Origin of the sequence: Nonomuraea sp. NPDC049480, from assembly GCF_044465905.1 — a bacterium.
GTDB lineage: Bacteria > Actinomycetota > Actinomycetes > Streptosporangiales > Streptosporangiaceae > Nonomuraea.
In genome coordinates, this window is sequence record NZ_JBITMD010000002.1 from 465,756 (window position 1) to 487,602 (window position 21,847).

Consider the following 21,847-nt stretch of genomic DNA (forward strand, 5'->3'; position numbering starts at 1 on the left):
ATGATCTGGGCGGATCTTCAGTACGTGAGGGGACGCCGCATGAGCGAGCCGCGCGCCGGCCGGGACAATCCGTTCACCGCCGTCCCCCCGGCCGACGGCCTCGTCCTAGACGTACCGGAATACCGATCCCGTTTCGACCGCGACCACGCCACGCGCACCGAGCCGATGTGGAAGCTGGAGCGTGCCCAGAGCTTCTACGAGCCGGACGTGGCGAGCTGGCGGGCCATGATGGACGGCGACTGGGCGACCTCGCTGGCCCTTGCCGAGCGCATGGCGGGCCCGCTGGAGGACTACTTCCGCAGCCGCGTGCCGGTGTGGCGGGTGCGGGTGGTGGAGTTCCCGATCAGCGCGTACCTGCAGTGGGAGCTGCACGTGCTGGCGGTGCGCGCCCGTGCCGGCTCGCCCTGCAGGGTGGTGCCGGCCGAGCGGGTCGCGGCCCTCGACCCGCTGCCCGAGCTGGTGATCTTCTCGTCGTCCCTCATGTACGAGGTGCTCTACGACCGCCACGGCGGCGGCCGGGGCGGCAGGCGGATCACCGACCCCGGCGTCGTGGAGCCCTGCCTGCGGGCGGTGCGGGAGTTGTACGCCGTGGGCGAGGACCTGCTCTCCTTCCACGAGCGGGAGATCGTGCCGCTGCCACCGCCGGTCGTCACCGACGAGATGCGGGCCGCGGTGCCCGCGTACGCGCACCGCACCGAGGAGTTCAGGATCTGACGGCCTCGTTCACGCACCGCAGCACGGGAAACCCGGTCAGCGCCGCGGCGTCCAGTTCCCTGGCCGTCGTGACGTGGAAGGCGGCCCTCTCCCCCGGCAGCAGGGTGACGAGCTGGTCGTCGACGCTCGCGTCCGGGTCCAGCCGGTCGGGGAAGAGCGCCAGCTCGCGCACCACGGTGGTCGCGGTCACGGTCACCCGGTAGCCGCCGGCCGAGCGCTCGGCGTGCGCCTCGTAGTCCGCCTCGGGGAACGCCACCGCGGTGTCCTCGGCGTAGAAGCCCACCGTGCGGCTCGCGCCGAGGCGGGCGGCGAGCAGCTCGCGCGCCGGGTCGTCGGGCTCTGCGACGGACTTCGGCAGCGCCACCCTGGTCACCGACCTGGCCGCCACGTGGACGGCGACGACCTCCTTCGCGAGGGGCTCGCCGGCCAGGCTCTGGCGGACCAGCCGCAGCTCGCCCGTCCAGGGCACGGCCGTGTCGTTGACCAGGGCGAGCTCGCCGTCCTGCACGGTGAGCAGCCGGTCGGCGTAGGCGCGGCGCAGCGCGTACCAGAGCGGCTTGCGCCGCCCGTCGCCGTCCACGGCCGACCAGGACGTCACCGGCCAGCAGTCGTTGAGCTGCCAGACGATCGTGCCCATGGTCCACGGCATGAGGGAGCGGAACCGCTCGACGCCGAACGCCACCGCCCGTGCCTGGTTGAGCTGCGTCAGATAGTGCCAGTCGTCGAACGTCTCCGGCCGCGGCAGGTGCTCGCCCAGCCCGCGCAGCAGCTTGGCCTGCCCGTCGACGGCCTTCTGGTGCGAGGAGTCCGAGGTCAGGGGCTCGTCGGAGGAGGCCCGGCGCAGGGTGGCGTACGCGGGCGGCCCCTGGAAGCCGAACTCGGCCACGAAGCGGGGCCGGTAGGCGGCGTACCGGGTGTAGTCCTCCCGGTTCCAGACGTCCCAGATGTGGATCGTTCCGCGTGCGGGGTCGTTGGGCGGCAGGCCGGGGGCACCCGAGTAGGGGCTGCCCGGCCAGTACGGGCGGGCCGGGTCGAGCTCGGCGACGATCGCCGGGAGCAGGTCGTAGTAGAAGCCCGCGCCCCAGGAGCGCCCTTCGAGCCGGTCCTGCCAGTGCCAGTCGGCGTGGCCCTCCAGGTTCTCGTTGTTGCCGCACCACAGGACCAGGCTGGGGTGCGGGGCCAGCCGGGTGACGTTCTCCCTGGCCTCGGCGGCCACCTCGGAGCGGAACGGCTCCTCCTCGGGGTAGGCGGCGCAGGCGAACGGGAAGTCCTGCCAGACCATCAGGCCCAGCTCGTCGGCCAGGTCGTAGAAGTCGTCGCTCTCGTACAGGCCGCCGCCCCAGACCCGTAGCAGGTTGACGCCGGCGGCCGTGGCCTGCCCGAACCGCTCGGCCAGGCGTTCCCTGGTGACGCGGGCGGGGAAGCAGTCGTCGGGGATCCAGTTGACGCCCCTGACGAAGATCCGGACGCCGTTCACCTTGAGCGTGAACGCCTCGCGCTCCAGCTCCACGGACCGGAACCCGACCTTGCCGCGCCACTCGTCGCCGCCGAGGCGGACGGCCAAGTCGTAGCGGGGCTGGTCGCCGTACCCGCGGGGCCACCACAGCTCCGGGTCGGGGACCTTCAGCGAGAGCACGGCCGACCGGCCGTCGAGACGCTGCTCCGCGGTGACGCCGGCGATCCCGGCGGACAGGGTGAGCGGCTCCTCGGTGCTCCGCTCGACGCGTACGTGCACGTCCACCGTGCCGTCGGCGTACGCGAGCGGGCGCACCTCCGCCAGGCGCGCGCCACTCCAGCTCTCCAGGCCGATCGGCCGCCAGATGCCGGCCGTGACCAGCGTGGGGCCCCAGTCCCAGCCGAAGTTGCAGGCCATCTTCCTGATGAACGGGAACGGCTCGGTGTACGGGCTCGGCCGCTCCCCCAGCGCCGCCCGGCGCTCCTCGGCGTAGTCGTAGGCCGAGGAGAAGCGGATCTCCAGGGTGTTCTCGCCGGCCCGCAGCAGGTGCCGGACCGGGAACCGGTACGAACGGTGCTGGTTGGCGGTGCCGCCGAGGCGTACCCCGTTGAGCGTGATCGTGGCGACGGTGTCGAGCCCCCGGCAGATCAGGTCGGTGCGCTCGTGCCCGTCGGGCGACCATGTGAAGGCGGTGCGGTAGGTCCATTCCGTGCGGCCGATCCAGGCCAGCCGGTGCTCGTTGTCGTCCAGGTAGGGATCGTCGATCAGCCCGGCCGCGAGCAGATCGGTGTGCACGCAGCCGGGCACCGTCGCGGGAACCTCCTTGACATCGGGCGCGAGGTCCTGCGACGACAGGGTCCAGCCGTCGTGCAGCGGACGGTACGTCAAGAAGGTCTCCTCAGCAGGTCTCGAGCCGGGCGCACGCCACGAAATGGCCGGGTTCGGCCTCCAGCAGGCCGCCGGAGGCGCCCTTCGCGTGGTAGAGGCAGGTGTCCACGGCCGCGGCGTCGGCCCACTCCTCGTGCAGGCGCGGCACCGCCGACAGCAGCTCGCGCGTGTAGGGGTGCAGCGGATCGCCGAAGACCCGGTCCGTCAGCCCCATCTCCACCACGCTGCCCTTGCGCAGCACCACCGTGCGCTCGGCCAGGTAGTTGCCGAGCGACAGGTCGTGCGTGATGTAGAGCACGCCGAGGCCTCTGATCTTCAGCTCGGCCAGCAGGTTGAGCACGTCGATGCGGGTGGAGGCGTCCAGCATGCTGGTGATCTCGTCGGCCACCAGCAGCTTGATGTCCAGCAGCAGCGCGCGGGCGATGAGCAGGCGCTGCAGCTGGCCGCCGCTGAGCTGGTGCGGGTATTTGCCGAGCACCTGGCCGGGGTTGAGCCGCACGTCGCGCAGGGACGCCCGGACCCGTTCGTCCCATTCCGGCGCGGGCACCGCCGGATAGTACGACTCCTTGATCATGGCGAACACGCGGTCCGCCTTGAACACCGGATTGAACGAGCTGAACGGGTCCTGGAAGATGCCCTGGACGTGGCGGTAGTACTCCTTGCCCGCGCGCGCCGGGCGGCCGTCGAAGGTGATCGAGCCGCTGGTGACCGGGTTCAGGCCGAGGATCATGCGGCCGATCGTGCTCTTGCCGCTGCCGCTCTCCCCGATGAGGGACACCACCTCGCCGGGCACCACGTCGAAGCTCACGTTCCTGACGGCCGTGACGCTCTTGCCGCCGAAGGCGCCGATCCTGAATTCCTTGGTGACGTCGTCGAGTCTCAGCATCATGCCTTCCAGCAGGCGACGTGGTGGGCGGGCGCGATCTCGACCACCGGCGGCTCCTCGGCGCACTCGTCTCCGGCGAGCGGGCAGCGGTCGCGGAAGCGGCAGCCGGCCGGCGGGTCGAGCAGCGACGGCGGGCTGCCGGCGATGCCCTCCAGCCTGCGCTCGGCGTAGCGGACGCCGACCTCGGGCAGGGAGTCGAGGAGCAGCTTCGTGTACGGATGCCGCGGCGCCTTGACGATCACGTCCGCGGGCGCCTTCTCGGCGAGCTTGCCCGCGTACATCACCATGATCGTGTTGGCGATGTGGTGGGTGAGCGCGATGTCGTGGGTGACGAAGATCATGCTCTTGACGTAGCCGCTGTCGCGGAAGCCGAGCAGGGCGCGGGCGACGGCCTTCTGGGTGGAGACGTCGAGCGCGGAGGTGACCTCGTCGGCGATCAGCAGGGACGGGTCGAGCAGGGTGGAGATGACCATCACCGTGCGCTGCTTCATGCCGCCCGAGAGCTCTATCGGGTACCGGTCGAGCACCTCGGGGGGCAGGCCGACCTGGTCCATGCGGCGCTCCAGCTCGGCGGTGTCCAGGGTGACGCCCCGCGATCTCAGCAGCTCCCTGATCATCCGGCGGATCTTGCGGGTGGGGTTGAGCGCGCTCATGGCGTACTGCGGGATGAGGGAGACCTCCTTGAAGCGGAAGTCGTTCATCTTCCGGTCGTCGGCGATGGGCAGTTCCTTGCCGTCGAGCACCACGCGGCCGCCTGCGTGACGCATGCGGCCGTCCATGCGGATGAGGCTCTTGCCCAGCGTGCTCTTGCCGCAGCCGGACTCGCCGACCAGGCCGAGGATCTCGCCGTCGGCCAGCTCGAAGGACATCCCGTCGAGGGCGCGCACCTCGCCCTTCAGGGTCCTGTAGTAGACCCTCAGCTCGCTGACCCGCAGGCTCATGTCTCCCTCAGTTTCGGGTTGAAGACCTCGTCGAGTCCGACGTTGGCGACGTACAGGGCGCCGACGACGGCGGTGATGGCCGCGCCCGGCGGGACGAACCACCACCACATGCCGAGCTGGAGCGCGCTCCACTGGGTGGCGTTCTGCAACATCAGCCCGAGCGAGACGCCCTCGGTGGGGCCGAGGCCGATGAAGTCGAGCGAGGAGGCGATGAGGACCGAGCCGCCGAACAGCAGGATGAACGTCATGAACAGGTAGGAGCTCATGTTCGGCGCGATCTCCCTGGCGATGATCCGCCCGGTGCCCGAGCCGCTCATCCTGGCCAGGTCCACGAACTCCCGGGTACGCAGCGAGAACGTCTGCGCCCTGATCGCCCGCGCCGCCCACGGCCACTGCGTCAGCCCGATGAACAGGCCCTGCACGGCCACGCTCCGGATGCCGAGGTACGCGTTGATGATCAGCAGGACGGCCAGGGTGGGGATGACCAGGATGATGTTGGTCAGCATGTTGAGTATCTCGTCCACGATGCCGCCGAGGTAGCCGGCCACGAAGCCGATCACCATGCCGATGACCGCGGCGATGCCCCCGCCGATCACGCCCACGGCGAAGGTGCTGCGCAGGCCGTGCACGAACTGGGCGAAGATGTCCTGGCCGAACGTGGTCGTGCCGAGCCAGTGCTCGCCACCCGGCGGGCTCATGGGCTGGGGGCCGTACTCGTTGGGGGCCTCGGCCACGAACAGCGGACCGAGCAGGCCGAGCAGCAGCAGCGCGAACACGATCGCGAACCCGGTCACGAGCTTGCCGTTGCGGACGGCGAAGTACAGCGCCTCGCGCCGCACGCCCTCCCGCTCGCGCGGGGCGACTTCCTGAAGTGCGGTCATGCGTTGGCTCCCGCCATTCCGGCCCGCGTGCGCGGGTCGACCACGACGTAGATGATGTCGATGATGAAGTTGGCGATCAGCACGCCCAGCACGATGAACAGGAACGTGCCCTGGAGCAGGAAGAAGTCCTTGTTCTTGATCGCGTTGAGAATCAGGCTTCCCAGGCCGGGGTAGGCGAAGACGATCTCGGTGACCAGGGCTCCGGCGACGATCACGCCGAGTTGCAGGGCCAGGCCGGTGATCTGGGGCAGGACGGCGTTGCGAAAGGCGTAGCGGCGGATCAGCCGGGAGGGCGCGCCCAGCGCCGACAGGTAGGTCGAGTAGTCGGACTCCAGCTCATAGATGATCATGTTGCGCATGCCGATCGCCCAGCCGCCCAGCGCCACCAGGAACAATGACAGGAACGGCAGGGTCCAGTGGTGCAGCAGGTCCAGCATGAAGTTCCAGGACCAGGTGGGCCGCAGCGAGAAGCTGTATCCGCCGGCGACCGGGAAGAACCCGGCGATCACGCCGAGCGACCAGGCCAGGAGCACCGCCAGCCACATGTACGGCATGGCAGTCAGGACGTACCCGATGGGCAGCACGGTGTTGTCGAGCAGCTTGCGGCGGGCGGCGTACGCGCCGAACCAGTTGCCCACCGCCCAGCTCAGCAGCACCGACGGGACGACCAGCGCCAGCGTGTACGGCACCGCGTTCGTGATCACGTCGCCGACCGGGGTCGGGAACAGCCAGATGCTCAGCCCGAAGTCGCCCCTGAACAGCGCGGCCCAGAAGTTCAGGTACTGCTGCCACAGCGGCTGGTCGAAACCGAAGAGGTTGTTGTAGTAAGCCCGCATGGCCTCCACGGCCTCGGGCCTGGCGACGTTGGCCCTGGCCACCATGCTGGCGACGGGGTCTCCCGGCATGAAGCGCGGGACCAGCCAGTTGACCGTGACGGCGACGAAGAAGGTCAGTCCGTAGATGAGGAGTTTCCTGCCGAAATAGCGACGCACGTGCTCTTTCTCCGTGAAGGCCCCCGCCCCCGGCATTGCGGGGACGGGGGGACGGGGGAACGGGGTCGGTCAGGAGCCAGAGGGCTGGAGCTGGGTCAGGGTCTCGAAGCCGCCCAGTTCGAGCCAGTTGCGCCACATCACCGCGCCGGTCTTGGGTGCGCCGCCGTTCGCAGACGACCAGTTCTTCCACACGGACGTGCTGGACTGCGCCCACAGGCCGTTGTACCAGAGCGGGATCACCGGCATGTCGTCCAGATGGATCTGCTGGAGCTGCGAGGTGATCTTCTTCATGCCCTCGATGTCGTCGGTCTTGACCTGGTCGAGCTGCTGCACCAGGTCCCAGGCCTTCTTGTTCTCGTAACGGGCGAAGTTGACGGTGTTCTGCTGCTTCTGGACCGGCAGCTGGAACATGTACTCGTAGTAGGTGTACGGCGAGTTCGACAGCTGCCGCTCGTTGTTGATGAGCAGGTCGAAGTCGCCCTCGGCACGCTTCTCGACGAGGGCGTTGAAGTCGGGGAAGTCCGGGGTGATCTGGATGCCGGCGGTCTTGGCACTGGCCGCGATGGCCCGGGCGGACTCCATCCAGTCGGTCCAGCCGGACGGCACGATCAGGGTCAGGCTGATCTTGGAGCCGTCCTTGTTCTCCACGAAGCCGTCACCGTCGGTGTCCTTGTATCCGGCGTCCGCCAGGAGCTTCTTGGCCTTGGCCGCGTCGTACGCGAACCCGGACGAGGAGACCACGTTCTGGTCCACGAACTGCTCCCACTGCGGCAGCAGGCCGGTCGGGCTGGAGGCCTTGACGAGGTTGCCGTAGACGCCTTCGACGATCTTCTTGACGTCGACGGAAGAGGCCAGCGCCTTGCGGAAGGCCGGGTCGTTCATCGGCTTCTTGGTGTTGTTGGGCACCATCCAGGCGGTGTTGGCCGACAGGTGGTACGGCGGCTCGGCGTAGTAGGTCGTCAGGCCGAAGTTGCCCTTGACCAGGTTGGCCACGCCGGGCAGGAAGTTGTTGGACAGGTCCAGGCCCTTCTGCAGCAGCATGCCCAGCGCGACCTCGTTGCTCGGGGTGGCGATGTCCACGATGTACCTGGGCTTGGGCTCCATGTTCAGCGCGGTCTTGCCCCACCAGTCGTCGCGCCGCTGCAGGACCACGCGGTCCTGGTCGTTGCTCATGAACTTGTACGCGCCGGTGCCGACCGGGTTCTCGTTGACGCCGTCGAGCACCTCCTTCTCCGAACGGCCCTTCCAGATGTGCTCGGGCAGGATGGAGCGGCTGTAGAGGTTGAAGTCCCACTGCTGGTAGTTGGCCTTGGAGAAGGTGAACTTCACCGTCTGGTCGTCGACGGCCTCGACGCTCTTCAGCCAGCTCCACAGGTTGTGGTACGGAACCGTCTCCATCTTGCCCAGCTCGAAGGAGAACACCACGTCCTTGGCGGCCAGCGGCTGCCCGTCGGACCACTTGATCCCCTGGCGGAGCTTGAGCTGGTACGTGGTGTCGTCGGTCCACGAGCCGCTCTCGGCCAGCCACGGGGTGAGCTTGGCCGCGGTGGTGTCGTAGTGGAACAACGTCTCGTAGACCAGGCCCTTGGTCCCCACGGCCGAGTCCCATTCCCTGATCGGGTTGAAGTTGGCCGGCGGGCCCCACTGCGTTCCCGTGGTGTAGAGGGTCTCGCTGCGCGGCAACTGATCGGGGTTGGCGGGGGCCGCCGCGCCCTGGCTCTGCCCCTGGCCGGCGGGCGGGGTCGGCGTGGATCCGCCGCCGGTGCAGGCCGTGGCGAGCAGGCCCGCCGCCACGAGCGGAATCATGATCCGAGCCCGGTTACGCATCGCTTCTCTCCTTCCCTCCGCGCCCGGCGCGAAGGTTCGCACGTGTGCTAGACACCCCCGATGGGCCGGGCTCGGACGGGCTTCGCGCCGCTCTCTGGGAGCGCTCCCATGAACAACGCAAGCACGCTCCCGCCTATGAGACCGGTGAGCGATCACTCTTCAGTAGCCGCAGGTCCGCGTGACCTGCTGAACCGGATAAGTACCGCGAACGTAAATTCAGCATGTCCACGCCGTCAATAGCCGTGACGCTTTCGAGACGTCCGCTCCGGGAACGCTCCCACGGACCGGGAACGCTCACGCAGATGAACTAACCGGTTCAACCGCTGGCACGGCCCGTACCATGCTGTATCCGCCCGCTTGCGCACCGTCACGGGTTCGGGCGCCGCGTCTGGGGGAAGGCGAGCGGCGGGGGCCGCGCGAACCCACGGTGCCCAGCATGCGGGACGCGCTCTGGGCGGGTTTCGGGCCGAAGGGCAAGGCTCCCGGGAATCCTCGCGCTGAAGGGCTCCGGCCTGCGCAGACGCTTCACCGATCACTTTGGTTTACACCGGCATCACGGGAATGTCGCAAATTTCATGACAAATGGGTTGCGGTCCCGACAGAATGCGGTGCCATCCAGCGTCTACCGCAACTGGAGGAAACCCCCTATGCGTAGACCCCTAGGGGTACTCGCCGGACTCGTGAGCGCCGCCGCTCTCTGCGCACCCGTCACCGCGGCCGAGGCGACGACCGCGTCGGAGACGGCCTGTCGCGTCAGCGTGGCCAAGCCCCGGCTGACGGGCACCGCACTCAAGATCGTGTCTTCCGCCGCCCGCCGCGGCTGCTCCACTTCAGCGCTGCTGCGCGTCCGCATCATGCGCGCCGTCCCGGGACGCGACCCGGTCGTCAAGAGCGGGGCCACCAGGACCGGCCGGCTCCGCCTCACCCTTCCGTGCGCGCGCGGCACCTACTACGCCGTCGCCACCGACTACCGGGGCGCCACCGCCAAGTCCAAGGCGGTCAGGCTGACCTGCACTCCCGGCAGCGGCACGCCGACCCCCAGCCCCTCGCCGACCGGCACGTCGTCCCCGACGCCGTCGAGCAGCCCCACCACGACGCCGCCCCCGGGAACGGTGGGCACGGCCGAGGAGAACGAGGTCGTCCGCCTGACCAACGCCGAGCGGGCCAAGGGCGGCTGCGGGGCGCTCAAGCACGACCCGCAGCTGCGCGCCGCCGCCTTCGGCCACTCCGACGACATGGCGAAGAACAACTACTTCGACCACACCTCGCGGGACGGCCGCAGCTTCACCGACCGCATCAGGGCGGCCGGCTTCACCGGCGGAACGGCCTGGGCGGAGAACATCGCCTTCGGCCAGCCGTCGGCCGCCTCCGTCGTCCAGGGGTGGATGAACAGCCCGGGCCACCGCGCCAACATCATGAACTGCCGGTTCAACCTGATCGGCGTCGGCGCGGCCAAGAACTCCCAGGGCCGGATCTACTGGACCCAGGACTTCGCCGCCCGTTAGACCGCCGGATCTCGTGGTGCCCCGCGCCCGCGCCGCGGGGCACCACGAACCCAGGTCCCTAGATCCGGATGGACTCGCGCAGCCGGGACATCTCCCCCGCGATGGCGGCCAGGGTCCAGTGGGCGTTCAGCCCGCTGGGGTTGGGCAGCACCCACACCCTGGCCCCGCCCACGGTCTCTTCCCGCGGCCCGATCCGCGCCTCGGGCCGCTGGAAGGCCGTCCGGTACGCCGACACGCCCAGCACGGCCAGCACCTTCGGCCCCGTCCCCGCCACCTTCGCCGCCAGCGCGGCCCCGCCTTCGACGAGCTCTTCCCTGGTCAGCTCAGACGCCTTGGCGCTCGCGCGGGGCGCGATGTTCGTGATCCCCAGCCCGTACGAGGGCAGCAGGTGCTGCTCGGCCGGCGCGAGCAGCCGCGGCGTGAACCCGGACAGGTGCAGCGCGGGCCAGAACCGGTTGCCGGGACGGGCGAAGTGGTGCCCGGTGGCCTCGGACATGAGACCGGGATTGATCCCGCAGAACAGCACCTCCAGCGAAGGGCCCAGGACGTCGTCGATCACGCCCCGCAGGTTAGCCCATCTCCTCCAGTTTGCGGCCCTTGGTCTCCTTGATCCACCTGGCCACGAAGAAGAACGACACCAGCGCGAAGAGCGCGTACCCGGCGTACGTCAGGGACAGGTTCCAGGCCCCGAGGGCGGGGAACGACACGGTGATCGCCCAGTTGGCGATCCACTGGGCCCCGGCGGCCACCCCCAGGGCGGCGGCGCGGATGCGGTTGGGGAACATCTCGCCCAGCAGCACCCAGACCACCACACCCCACGACAGCGCGAAGAACAGCACGAACACGTTGGCCGCGACGAGCGCGATCGGCCCCTGCGGGTCCGGCAGGGACACGGCGCCGTCGGCCACCCTGGCCGCGCTGAACGCCCACGCCGCGGTGCCCAGCGAGACCGCCATCCCGGCCGAGCCGATCATGAGCAGCGGCCGCCTGCCGATCTTGTCCACCAGTGAGATCGCGATGAACGTGCCCACGATGTTGATGATCGAGCTGGAGAAGCTGATCAGCAGCGAGTCGCTCTGGTTGATGCCGACCGACTGCCACAACACGGACGAGTAGTAGAAGATCACGTTGATGCCGACCAGCTGCTGGAAGGCCGACAGCACGATGCCGATCCAGACGATCGGCAACAACCCGAGCGCCTTGCCGCGCAGGTCCCTCAGCCCGGGCACGCGCTGGGTGCGCAGCACGTGCTGGATCTCCGAGACGCGCGCGTCGAGGTCCACGTCGTCGCCCTCGACCTCGGCCAGCACCTCTCGCGCCCGCCGCGACCGCCCCGCCATGACCAGGTAGCGCGGCGACTCGGGGATTTTGAGCGCGAACAGCAGGTACAGGACGGCCGGCACCACGCACGCGCCCAGCATCCACTGCCAGGCCTGCAGCAGCCACAGCTCGTTGTTCACCGCGCCGCCGGCCAGCCGCACGATCACGTAGTTGACCAGCTGCGAGACCGCGATCCCGAGCACGATGGCCAGCTGCTGGAACGACCCGAGCCGGCCCCGGTACGCGGGCGGCGCCACCTCCGCGATGTACGCGGGCCCGAGCACCGACGCCATGCCGATCGCGAAGCCCGCCATCACCCGCCACCACGCGAGGTCCCAGACGGTGAACGGCAACATCTGCCCGATCGAGCTGACCGCGAACAGCAGCGCCGCCACCTGCATGGACCGCGTACGCCCCCACCGGTCGGCCAGCCCGCCGCCCGCCCACGCGCCCACCGCGGACCCGAGCAGCGCGATGGCCACCACGAACCCGATCTCGACCGGCCCCACGTGGAAGTACCGCTGGATGCCGACGACCGCGCCGTTGATGACGGAGCTGTCGTACCCGAACAGGAACCCGCCGATGGCGGCGGCCGCCGTGATGAACACGACATGGCCCAGGTGCCCGTGATGGGTGTGTCCCGTAGACATGCAGGTCCTTCCCCCAGGCCGGGGACATACCCGCAGGTCACACACGTATGCCCATCAGAGCCGCGGGTCGACCGGCTCCGATTCCAGGGCCAGCACCGCGAAGACCGGCTCGTGCACCCGCCAGGCGGCCTCGCCGTCCGCCAGCCGCGACAGGGCCTCCAGGCCGAGTGTGTACTCGCGCAGCGCCAGCGAGCGCTTCTTGCCGAGGAAACGCCTGCGCAGCACGTCGAGCGACTCGGTGTAGTCGGGGCCGTAGATGATCCGCAGATATTCGCGGCCGCGTACCTTCACCCCGGGCTGCACCCGGCCTGGAGCGTACGCGGCGGGCTTGACCACCATGCCCTCGCCGCCCGCCGCCGTCATCGACTCCCACCAGGCGGTGGCCGCGGCCCTGGACTCGGGCGAGCCGAGGTCCACGAACACGTGCTCGGTCCGGGCGATCAGCGGCGAGTCCAGCAGCGCCAGCGTGGACAGGTGCCAGGCGTGCGGCTCCAGCGCCGTGGCCCGTCCCTCGCAGGCCAGGATCTGGAACGGCGCCAGCTTGATGCCCTCCAGCCCGTCCACCGGCCAGCAGTAGCGTGCGTAGGCGTCGCGGAACAGGGCAGCGTTGTGGGAGCGGCGCCGGGTGCGGTGCAGCAGTTCGCCCACATCCAGCCCGCGCCCGGCCGCCGCCTCCAGGGCCGACACCGCCTCGGGCAACGCCGCCCGGGCGGCCGCGCCGACGGAGGCGTACTGGCTTCTGATCAGGTCGCCGGCCTTGGCCGACCAGGGCAGCAGCTCGCAGTCGAGCACGACCCAGTCGGAGCCGAGCTCGTCCCAGAGCGGCTCGCACGCCACACGCAGCCGCTCGACGAGCGGCCGCGTGTCGGCGAAGAACGGCCGCCCGGTGCGGGTGTAGACGGCGCCCGCGCCTCCGTCGGCCACGCCGAACCTGGCCGCGGCCGCCTCCGGCGTCCTGGCGAGCACGGCGACGGCCCGCGAGCCCATGTGCTTCTCCTCGCACACGACCTCGCGCACCCCGGCGGCGGCGAACTCCTCGAACGCCTCGTGCGGGTGCTCCAGGTAGCCGTCGAGCTTGGAGGTCTCCGGCGGGGCCATGGTGGGCGGCAGGTAGACCAGCCAGCGCGGGTCCACCGCGAACCTGCTCATGACCTCCAGCGCCGCGGCGGCGTTCTCCTCCAGGACCTTGACCCGCGTGCCGAACCTGGTCTCGACGTGCCGGGTGCCGATCACGTCGTTGATGTCGAGCATGCCGGGGTCGCGGACGGCGCCGGCGCCGAGCGGCTTGACCGGTTCGTACCAGACCTTCTCCGCAGGGACCTGGACGATCTGGCGCTCGGGGTAACGCAGCGCGGTCAGGTGGCCGCCGAACACACAGCCGGTGTCGAGGCAGATCGTGTTGTTGATCCACTCGGGCTTGACCGTGGGCGTGTGGCCGTAGACGACCATGGCGCGGCCGCGGTATTCCTCGGCCCACGGGTAGCGGATCGGCAGGCCGTACTCGTCGGTCTCGCCGGTCGTGTCGCCGTACAGGGCGAACGAGCGCACTCGCTTGGAGGCGCGCCCGTGGTAGGCCTCCTTCAGTCCCGCGTGCGCGACGACGAGCCGGCCGCCGTCCAGCCGGTAGTGGCTGAGCAGGCCGTCCATGAACGTCCTGGCCCGCTCGACGAACTCGGGCGGCTCGGCGGCGAGCTGGTCGAGCGACTCCTGCAGGCCGTGCCCGATCTTGACCTGCCGGCCGTTCAGCGCGCGCACCAGCTTCTGCTCGTGGTTGCCGGCCACGCAGATCGCGGTGCCCGCCTCCACCATGTCCATCACCAGGCGCAGCACGCCGGGCGAGTCGGGGCCGCGGTCCACCAGGTCGCCGACGAACACCGCAGTGCGGCCCTCCGGGTGCCTGACCCCCTGCCAGCCCAGCTCGCGCAGCAGGGCCTCCAGCTCCGCGCGGCAGCCGTGCACGTCTCCGATGATGTCGAACGGTCCGGTCAGGTCGGTCTTGTCCGACCAGGCCTTCTCGTACGTGATCACGGCGTCGTCGATCTCGCCGAGCCCGCGCAGCACGTGGACCTTCCTGAACCCGTCACCGGAGATCTTGCCGAGCGAGCGGCGCAGGTCCTTGCGCTGGCGGATCACCACGCCGGGGCCGAAGTCGCGGTCGGGACGGGCGGCGTTGCGCTCGATGGCCACCTCCTCCGGCACGTCGAGCACGATCGCGTCGGCCAGCACGTCGTGCTTCCTGGCCAGGTCGATGAGGCTCTTGCGGGCGGCGTACTGGACGTTGGTGGCGTCGACCACGGTGAACAGGCCCCTCGCCAGGCGCACGCCGACGATGTGGTGCAGCAGGTCGAACGCGGCCGGGGTGGCCGCCTGGTCGTTCTCGTCATCGGCGACCAGGCCGCGGCAGAAGTCGGAGGAGATGACCTGCGTGGCCTTGAAGTGCTTCTTGGCGAACGTGGACTTGCCGCTGCCGGAGACGCCGACGAGCACCACGAGGGACAGCTCAGGAACGCTGATCACGGGTGAACACTCCCATCTGGGTGGGCGGGCCGACTTCGGGGTCGTCGTCGCCGACCGGCTCGAACGCCACCTGGTAGCCGTGCTCGGCGGCCACCCGCGTCGCCCAGGAGGCGAACTCGGCGCGGGTCCACTCGAAGCGGTGGTCGGGGTGGCGCAGGCCGGTCAGGAACTCGTAGCGCACGTTGTACTCGACGTTGGGGGTGGTGACGAGCACGTGCTGCGGCCTGGCCTGGCCGAACACGACGCGTTCGAGCGCGGCCAGGCGGGGCGGGTCGACGTGCTCGACCACCTCCATGAGGACGGCGGCGTCATAGCCCTTGAGCCGCTTGTCGGTGTACGTGAGCGCGCCCTGGAACAAAGTGAGCCTGGCGCGCTTGGCGTCGGGCATGCGGTCGAGGCGCAGCTTGCGGGCGGCGATGGTGAGCGCCATGGACGAGACGTCCGTGCCGGCGACCCTGGCGAACCTGGGCCTGGCCAGCAGCGCGCCGACCAGCTCGCCCTGGCCGCAGCCGAGGTCGATCACGCTGACCGCGCCGAGCTCCTCGAGCCTGGCGAGCACGGCTTCGCGGCGCTGAAGGTTGAGCGGCTTGGCCTTGGGCCGGCTCTCCTCGCCCGCGGCGGCGCCCACTTCGGCATCGAGCGCCCCCGCCGTTCCGGCCGGCGTCCCTTCTGCCGGCACCCCGCCCATGGCGTCCGCCCCCTCGGGCTCGCCGGCCCGGGCCTCCGCCTCGGCGGCGGCCATCTCGTCGGCGGCGGTCTCCTCGGCAGGCGCCTCCTCGGAGACTGCGGGCTCCAGCTCGTCCTCCGTCTCGTCGCCCAGCTCGGCCAGCCTGGCCAGCGCCGTGCGCGCCAGCGCCCAGCGCCGTCCCAGGTAGCGGCGGGTGATCAGGCCGCGTTCCGGGTGCCCGCGCAGCCAGCCCTCGCCGGCCCTGATCAGCTTGTCGACCTCGTCGGGCGCGATCCAGTAGTGCTTGCCGTCGTCGAGCACGGGCAGCAGCACGTAGAGGTGGTTGAGCGCGTCCGCCAGGCGGGCGTCGCCCCGCAGGGTGAGCCGGACATAGCGCGACTCGCCCCACTCGGGGAAGCCCTCGTCGAGCGGCAGAGCCTCCGCCTCGGCCTCCCACCCGAGCGGCTCGAACAGCCGCCGCGCCAGGTCGGGCCCGCCGCGGCAGGGCAGCGCGGGCAGCCGCAGCTCCAGCGGCAGAGCCGTGCCGGGCAGTTCGGGCCTGGCCTTGCACCGGCCGGCCCGCGCGGTGCGGAACACGTCCCCCAGCGCCACGGCCAGCAGCGAGGAGGCCGCGTAGGGGCGGTCGTTGACATACTGCGACAGGCTGAAGTCGGGCGAGCCCTTGCCACGGGACCTGACCAGCGCGATCGGGTCGACCTCCAGCATGAGCGCCGCCGTGCAGCGCTCCTCGCCCGCCTCCGGGTAGAACACCGTGGCCGTGCCGAACGACTGGCCGAACTCCTGCACGCGCGCGGGATGCTTGTGCAGGAGAAAACCCAGATCGGTGGCGGGGCTCGCGGTGGTCGTGATCGTCAGCAGCACGCCCCAAGTCTGCCGCACCGCCGCGAACCCCTGCCAACGGATTACTTACACGTACTCACACGTGCGGGAGGACCTCGGCGGCGATCAGCTCCAGGTGCTCCAGGTCGCCGAGGTCCATGATCTGGAGGTAGACGCACTCCGCGCCCAGCTCGGCGAACTTGCCGATCTTCTCCAGGACCTCCGCCGGGGTGCCGCACAGGCCGCCCACGGGCAGGGTGTCAGGGTTCTCGCCGATGGCGGCCGCCCTCCGCTCGACCTCTGCCCGGTCGGCGCCCACGACCGTGGTCTGCGCCACCGACAGCCGCACCGCCCGGCCGGTGGCCTCGCACGCCTCGCGTACCCGGGCGAACGCCTCGCCGGTGTCGGCCAGGCTGTGGAACGGCAGGTTGTACTCGTCCGCGTACGCGGCCGCCAGCCGCGGCGTGCGCTTGGCCCCGAACCCGCCGATGATCACCGGCGGCCTGGGCCGCTGCGCCGGCTTGGGCAGCGCGGGCGAGTCGGCGAGACGGTAGTAGCTGCCCTCGAAGGAGTAGCTCTTCTCCGCCGTCCACAAGCCGGTGATGATCTCCAGTTGCTCCTCGAACCGTGCGAACCGCTCGGCCAACGGCGGGAACGGGATGCCGTACGCCGAGTGCTCGGCGTCGAACCAGCCGGTGCCGAAACCCAGCTCGACCCGGCCGCCGCTCATCTGGTCCACCTGCGCGACGCTGATCGCCAGCGGGCCGGGCAGCCGGAACGTGGCGGGCGTCACCAGCGTGCCCAGCCGGACCCTGGAGGTCTCCCTGGCCAGGGCGGCCAGCGTGATCCACGCGTCGGTCGAACCCGGACCCGGGTCGCCCGCGCCGATGCGCTGGTAGTGGTCGGACCGGAAAAAGGCATCGAAGCCCAGGCGGTCGGCGGCCTGGGCGACGGCGAGCAGGTCGTCATATGTCGCGCCCTGCTGGGGCTCGGTGAAGATCCGCAGCTTCATGACCACATTATCCGCCCACAACGGACGCGGACTGGAAAAGGCCCGCGCCGCGACGGGAACGCTTGCTAACGTTCGGTATCAGCGCCGTACGTAGTCAACTGAACACGTGGAGTGTCCTATGTCACGGCACAAGCGCGAACCAGGGCTGCTCCCCCGCCCTCTCGCGATTCTCGGGGCGCTCGCGCTCACCGGTGCCACCGGCGTCGTCATCCGGTTCCTTCCCGCGGGCGCGGCTTCCCCGTCCCAACCGCAACCACCGCCGGCCACGCGTCACTCCCCTCCCCTCTCGCAGGCCGTGGCGGCGAAGTCCGCGGTCACGTTCGTGAGCTTCGTCGACACCGCCCGCGAGCCCGGCCTCGACCTGCCGGCCGAGTCCCGCCGAACCGGCGTGCGTCACTACGCTCTGGCCCACCTCGTGGCGGGCGGCGACGACGGCTGCGCCCCGAAATGGGCAGGACCATTCGAACCGGACGCGGACGAGACCGGCGAGGACGAACCCGGCGAGGACGCGGCCGGCTCCCCCGAGCAGGACGGGACCGACCCCGCCGAAACCGACGCGGACGGGAGCGGCGCGCTCGGATCCGGCGCGGCACGGAAGGATCCGCTCGATCCGGGTGAGAATCCGGTGGCGAACACGATCGGGGGGCTCAGGGCGCTGGGCGGGGACGCCGCACCCGTGTTCGGCGGCCCGGATGGCACGGAACTGGCCGTGACCTGCACCAGGCCGGGCGGTCTCGCCGCCGCGTACCGCCGCGTGGTGGGCGCGTTCGACGCCGCCGCGATCGGCTTCGAGGTCCGCGACAGCGAGGACGGCGCCGCGGTGCTGCGCCGGGCCCGCGCCATCCGGGCCATGCAACGGGAGCGGCCGCTGCGGGTCAGCTTCACGCTCCCGCTGACGCCGTACGGGCTGGGGGCCGGCGACGTGGCGATGCTGCGCACCACCCACCAGGCGGGCGCGGAGGTCGGCACCGTCAATCTGCTGGCCACCATGGAGCCGCACTCGGCCCCGAGCGGCCGCCTGCGCCGGCTCTCGGCGGCCATCCGGCTGGCCAGGGACCAGATCGCCCAGGCCCAGGACCTGTCCGAGACCGACCACGCCTGGCGGCGCATCGCCCTGACACCCGTGCTGGCGAGCGAGGACGACCTCAGCGAGGTCGACGCCCACATGCTGACCGACTACGCCGCCCGCCACGGACTGGCCTGGCTGTCACTGCGGGGTGTCGCCCCGTCGCGGCAAGTGTCACGAATCCTGTGGGGCGCGTAAATATAGGATCTCATCACCTACAACGCTCTGCGTGGATGAGAGGGGGGCAATGGCGGCTCGTCCCGACACGGCGCGAAAAATCCTGATTTATTGGATGGACGCGGTGATCGCGTTCATCGGCGTCGTCTCAGTGGGGCTCACGGTCGCGGCGGGGATGGACGGCACGGTCTCTCCCACGGTCGCGGCCGCCTCCATCGCCTTCCTGATCGGCTTCTACGCGCTTTTCCCCTTCCTGCTCAGGGAGGCGTTCGACGCGCCGCGCGGCCCCACGCCGAAGCTCCTGGCAGCTGCGGTGTTCGCGGTGGCCAGCATGGTCCTGCTGCCGCTCGACGCCCAAAACTCGCCCATGTGGACACAGGCCGAATCGTTGTGGCTGTCGGTGGCCGCGCTCTACCTGCCGCTCCGGGTGACCGCATGCCTGACGGCGGCCGTCGTGGGGCTGTTCACGGTCTACATCGTCCTGGTGACCGGCGAGTCCTGGCAGGGCGTCCTGCTGTTCACCGCGTTCAGTTCCGTCACGCTGGTCGTCACCATGCTGCTGTGGCGCTGGCTCTGGTGGGTGATCAGGGACGCGCATCAGAGCCGCGAGGCGAAAGCCAGGCTGGCGGTGGCCGAGGAGCGGCTGCGCTTCGCCCGCGATCTGCACGACCTGCTCGGGCACGGACTGTCGGTGATCACGCTGAAGAGCGAGCTGGCCGCCAAGCTCGCGACCAAGGACGCCGGGCGGGCGGTGGCCGAGATGGCCGAGGTACGCGCCCTGGCCGGGGACTCGCTGGCCAAGGTGCAGCAGGCGGTGCACGGCTACCAGGCGCTCGACCTCGACGAGGAGCTGGCCGGCGTACGTGCGGCGCTGGAGGCGGCGGGAGCCCGCTGCGTGATCGACGCCAGGGCCGGCGACCTGTCGCCGGCCGCCAGGGCGCTGCTGGCGTGGGCGGTGCGCGAAGGCGGCACCAATGTGCTCAAGCACAGCAAGGCCACGCGCTGCGCGATCACCATCGACGGCGGCGTGCTGGAGATGCTCAACGACGGCGTGCACGAGCCGCCGTCCGCGCCCGGCAACGGGCTGCGGGGCCTGGCGGAGCGGCTGGCCACGGCGGGCGGCTCCTTCTCCGCGGCGCCCACGCCGACCGGCGAGTTCCTGCTGCGCGCGGCGGTGCCGTCGTGATGCGCGGGCCCCTGAGCCGGATCAGCGGCGAGGTCAGGGCGTCCACGGCGGGCCGCCGGGCGGAGCTCGGGGAGAGGATCCGCAGGCTCCAGGGAGCGACGAAGCTGGACAAGGTCCGCTGGGTGATCCTCGCTTCCACGGACATCCTCCTGCTGTCCCCGCTCTTCGGCTACTTCGAGCTGTTCGTCCGCTGGCAGGCGGGCATGGCGTGGCCCCTGGCCGTGGGCGGCGGCGTCCTGCTGACCGTCTTCATGGTGCTGAGCGTGCGCCCGTTCCGGATCGCCGTCAGGGGCGGCGGCCGGCCCACCGCGCTCCTGGCGGTCACCGGGGCGATCGTCGCGGTCCTGTCGGTCTTCCCGCTCATCTGGACGATCCCGCCCTGGCTGGCGTTGTTGGCGGCGTTCGTCCGCAAGCGCACCGTCATCGTCCTGTCCGTCGGCTCGGTCGCCGTCATCGCCCTGTACCTCGGCCTGGTCACCGGGTTCCACCCGGACGTCCTGCTGTTGACGCTGGTGCAGGCCGGGTTCACGGTGATCTCCGTGGGCGCTGTCTGGGCCAACCTGCGGCTCTGGCAGCTGGCCCAGGAGGCGCACGAGGGCGAGGAGGCCATGGCCAGGCTCGCGGTCTCCGAGGAGCGGCTGCGCTTCGCCCGCGACCTGAACGACCTGCTCGGCCAGAGCCTCACCGACGTCGCGGCCCGGACCGCCCACGCCGAGCGGGCGCTGCGCGCCGATCCCGAGGCGGCCGCGGCGGAGATGTTCGAGGTACGCGACCTGGCCAGGCAGTCGTTACGCGAGGTGCGCACCGTCGTGCAGAACTACCGGGCCATCGACCTGGACGAGGTGCTCGCCAGCGTGCGGGCGGTGCTGGAGGCGGCGGACGTGCGCTGCACCGTACGCGCCGACACGGCGGCGCTGACGCCGGAGACCCGCACGCTGCTGGCCACGGTCGTACGCGAGGGCGCCACGAACGTCCTCAAGCACAGCCGGGCCGAACGCTGCACGATCACGATCGAGGACGGGGTTCTGGAGATCGCCAACGACGGGGTGAGCGGGCCGGTGGGCGAGCCCGCGCCGAACGGACTCGCGGGGCTGGCCGACCGCGTACGAGCGGCGGGCGGCACCCTGGAGGCCGCGCCCACACGTGAGGGCCGCTACCTGCTGCGGGCGGCGGTGCCCGCATGACCCTTTGGGAGCTCCCATGACCATCCGAGTCCTGCTCGCCGACGACGAGCACCTCATCCGCGGCGCCATCGCGGCCCTGCTGGACCTCGAGGACGGCATCGAGGTCGTCGCCCAGGTCGGCAGGGGCGACGAGGTCCTCGGCGCCGTGGCCGAGCACCGGCCCGACGTGGCCGTGCTCGACATCGAGATGCCCGGCATGGACGGCCTGAGCGCGGCCGAGCGGATCAGCTCCCAGTGCAAGATCGTCATACTGACCAGCCTGGGCCGGCCCGGCTACCTGCGCAGGGCCATGGCGGCGGGCGTGAGCGGGTTCCTCGGCAAGGACGCCTCGGCAGAGGAGCTGGCCATGGCGATCCGCAAGGTCCAGGGCGGGGGCCGTTACCTGGACGCGGAGCTGGCCGCGGCGGCGATGGCCGCCGGCGACAGCCCGCTGACCGAACGCGAGCGCGACGCGCTGCGGCTGGCCGGGGACGGGGCCACGATCTCGCGGATCGCGGGCGAGTTGCACCTGACCGAGGGCACGGTACGCAACTATCTGTCGAGCGCCATGACCAAGCTCAACGCGCAGAACCGCCTGGAGGCCATCCGCACCGCCCAGCGCATGGGATGGCTCTGAGCTCAGGGCTTACACCACACCCTGACCTCCGCGGAGGTGCCGGTGGGGCGGTTGGTGTTGCCGCTGCTGGGGGTATTGGGGATATTGGCCTGTCCTCCATACCCGATCGCCTGGCGACCACGGCGAAGCCGCATCCGGGGCTACGGCACATGGGCCGGCCGTCCAGCACGAAGGGGGATCGATGAGTACACGGGGGAACGGCGAGCGGTCGAGGGTCGCCGATCTGCGCAGGCTCGGCGGGCGCGCACTGATCGCGGGAGCGGTGGCGGCCGGCTCGCTGCTGGCCCTCACGGGGCCGGCTCATGCCGTCACCAGCGTGAGCGTGCCCGGCTCGGACCCGCGGATCGAGCCGGGCGACGAGTCCGACGACATCGACGTGGTCGTGTCCGGCAGCCGGCTGATCTTCACGGACGACGGCGACACGATCACCGCGATCGCGCCGTGCGAGCTGGTGAGCGCCTCCCAGGTGGCCTGCCCCGGCACGGGGATCACGGTGATCAGGGGGTAACGCCTCATGGCAAG

18 protein-coding genes are annotated in these 21,847 nt (G+C 70.7%); 7 read left to right on the forward strand and 11 right to left on the reverse strand.

The genetic code is table 11. From position 1 onward, the window contains the following. Positions 1-39: 39 nt before the first annotated feature. Positions 40-714 (forward strand): DUF6879 family protein, encoded by a 675-nt coding sequence (locus tag ACIBX3_RS07610; RefSeq protein ID WP_397114211.1) that lies wholly within the window; start codon positions 40-42, stop codon positions 712-714. Here ACIBX3_RS07610 and ACIBX3_RS07615 read toward each other — a convergent pair. The 6 genes from ACIBX3_RS07615 to ACIBX3_RS07640 all read right to left on the reverse strand — a co-directional run bounded on the left by ACIBX3_RS07615 (position 704) and on the right by ACIBX3_RS07640 (position 8,585). Then, a complete protein-coding gene (locus ACIBX3_RS07615; protein ID WP_397114213.1) occupies positions 704-3,058 on the reverse strand; it encodes a glycosyl hydrolase 2 galactose-binding domain-containing protein in 2,355 nt (784 codons plus the stop codon). The two genes, ACIBX3_RS07610 and ACIBX3_RS07615, sit on opposite strands and share 11 nt — an antisense overlap. A 10-nt stretch (positions 3,059-3,068) precedes the next feature. Beyond that, positions 3,069-3,944 (reverse strand): ABC transporter ATP-binding protein, encoded by an 876-nt coding sequence (locus ACIBX3_RS07620; protein WP_397115005.1) that lies wholly within the window; start codon positions 3,942-3,944, stop codon positions 3,069-3,071. Further along, positions 3,944-4,885, reverse strand: a complete 942-nt coding sequence (locus ACIBX3_RS07625) for an ABC transporter ATP-binding protein (RefSeq protein WP_397114215.1) — start codon at positions 4,883-4,885, stop codon at positions 3,944-3,946. The genes ACIBX3_RS07620 and ACIBX3_RS07625 overlap by 1 nt, the downstream gene beginning before the upstream one ends. Further along, on the reverse strand, positions 4,882-5,766 hold the full coding sequence (locus tag ACIBX3_RS07630; RefSeq protein ID WP_397114217.1) for an ABC transporter permease: 885 nt from the start codon (positions 5,764-5,766) through the stop codon (positions 4,882-4,884). The genes ACIBX3_RS07625 and ACIBX3_RS07630 overlap by 4 nt, the downstream gene beginning before the upstream one ends. After that, positions 5,763-6,758 carry an ABC transporter permease gene (locus tag ACIBX3_RS07635; protein WP_397114219.1) on the reverse strand — a complete coding sequence of 332 codons (996 nt, stop codon included), beginning with the start codon at positions 6,756-6,758 and terminating at the stop codon, positions 5,763-5,765. Before ACIBX3_RS07635 ends, ACIBX3_RS07630 begins: the two co-directional genes overlap by 4 nt. A 69-nt stretch (positions 6,759-6,827) precedes the next feature. Beyond that, complete coding sequence (locus ACIBX3_RS07640) at positions 6,828-8,585, reverse strand: ABC transporter substrate-binding protein (RefSeq protein ID WP_397114221.1); 1,758 nt, start codon at positions 8,583-8,585, stop codon at positions 6,828-6,830. Positions 8,586-9,232: 647 nt separating this feature from the next. Here ACIBX3_RS07640 and ACIBX3_RS07645 point away from each other — a divergent pair. Beyond that, positions 9,233-10,090: a CAP domain-containing protein gene (locus tag ACIBX3_RS07645; RefSeq protein WP_397114223.1), complete on the forward strand. Its 858-nt coding sequence runs from the start codon at positions 9,233-9,235 to the stop codon at positions 10,088-10,090. 58 nt (positions 10,091-10,148) lie between these two features. Here ACIBX3_RS07645 and mug read toward each other — a convergent pair whose 3' ends face one another. From mug to ACIBX3_RS07670, 5 genes are read right to left on the reverse strand one after another with little or no spacing between them, the layout of a single operon-like run. Then, entirely contained in the window at positions 10,149-10,649 is a 501-nt protein-coding gene (gene mug / locus ACIBX3_RS07650; protein ID WP_397114225.1) for a G/U mismatch-specific DNA glycosylase, read from the reverse strand. Between the two features lie 10 nt (positions 10,650-10,659). After that, positions 10,660-12,060, reverse strand: a complete 1,401-nt coding sequence (locus tag ACIBX3_RS07655) for a sugar porter family MFS transporter (RefSeq protein ID WP_397114227.1) — start codon at positions 12,058-12,060, stop codon at positions 10,660-10,662. A 54-nt stretch (positions 12,061-12,114) separates the two neighbouring features. After that, positions 12,115-14,577: a polynucleotide kinase-phosphatase gene (locus ACIBX3_RS07660; protein ID WP_397114229.1), complete on the reverse strand. Its 2,463-nt coding sequence runs from the start codon at positions 14,575-14,577 to the stop codon at positions 12,115-12,117. Continuing rightward, a complete protein-coding gene (locus tag ACIBX3_RS07665; protein WP_397114231.1) occupies positions 14,561-16,126 on the reverse strand; it encodes a 3' terminal RNA ribose 2'-O-methyltransferase Hen1 in 1,566 nt (521 codons plus the stop codon). The genes ACIBX3_RS07660 and ACIBX3_RS07665 overlap by 17 nt, the downstream gene beginning before the upstream one ends. 55 nt (positions 16,127-16,181) lie before the next feature. Beyond that, a complete protein-coding gene (locus tag ACIBX3_RS07670) occupies positions 16,182-17,096 on the reverse strand; it encodes an LLM class F420-dependent oxidoreductase (RefSeq protein ID WP_397114233.1) in 915 nt (304 codons plus the stop codon). 118 nt (positions 17,097-17,214) lie between these two features. Here ACIBX3_RS07670 and ACIBX3_RS07675 point away from each other — a divergent pair, with 118 nt between their 5' ends. From ACIBX3_RS07675 to ACIBX3_RS07695, 5 genes are all read left to right on the forward strand, one after another. Continuing rightward, positions 17,215-18,360, forward strand: coding sequence for a hypothetical protein (locus ACIBX3_RS07675; protein ID WP_397114235.1), 1,146 nt, complete (start codon positions 17,215-17,217; stop codon positions 18,358-18,360). 94 nt (positions 18,361-18,454) lie between these two features. Further along, positions 18,455-19,525, forward strand: coding sequence for a sensor histidine kinase (locus ACIBX3_RS07680; protein WP_397114237.1), 1,071 nt, complete (start codon positions 18,455-18,457; stop codon positions 19,523-19,525). Then, a complete protein-coding gene (locus ACIBX3_RS07685; RefSeq protein ID WP_397114239.1) occupies positions 19,525-20,709 on the forward strand; it encodes a sensor histidine kinase in 1,185 nt (394 codons plus the stop codon). The genes ACIBX3_RS07680 and ACIBX3_RS07685 overlap by 1 nt, the downstream gene beginning before the upstream one ends. 16 nt (positions 20,710-20,725) lie before the next feature. Next, on the forward strand, positions 20,726-21,325 hold the full coding sequence (locus ACIBX3_RS07690; protein ID WP_397114241.1) for a response regulator transcription factor: 600 nt from the start codon (positions 20,726-20,728) through the stop codon (positions 21,323-21,325). A 181-nt stretch (positions 21,326-21,506) separates the two neighbouring features. Then, positions 21,507-21,833 (forward strand): hypothetical protein, encoded by a 327-nt coding sequence (locus ACIBX3_RS07695; protein WP_397114243.1) that lies wholly within the window; start codon positions 21,507-21,509, stop codon positions 21,831-21,833. Positions 21,834-21,847: the final 14 nt, after the last annotated feature.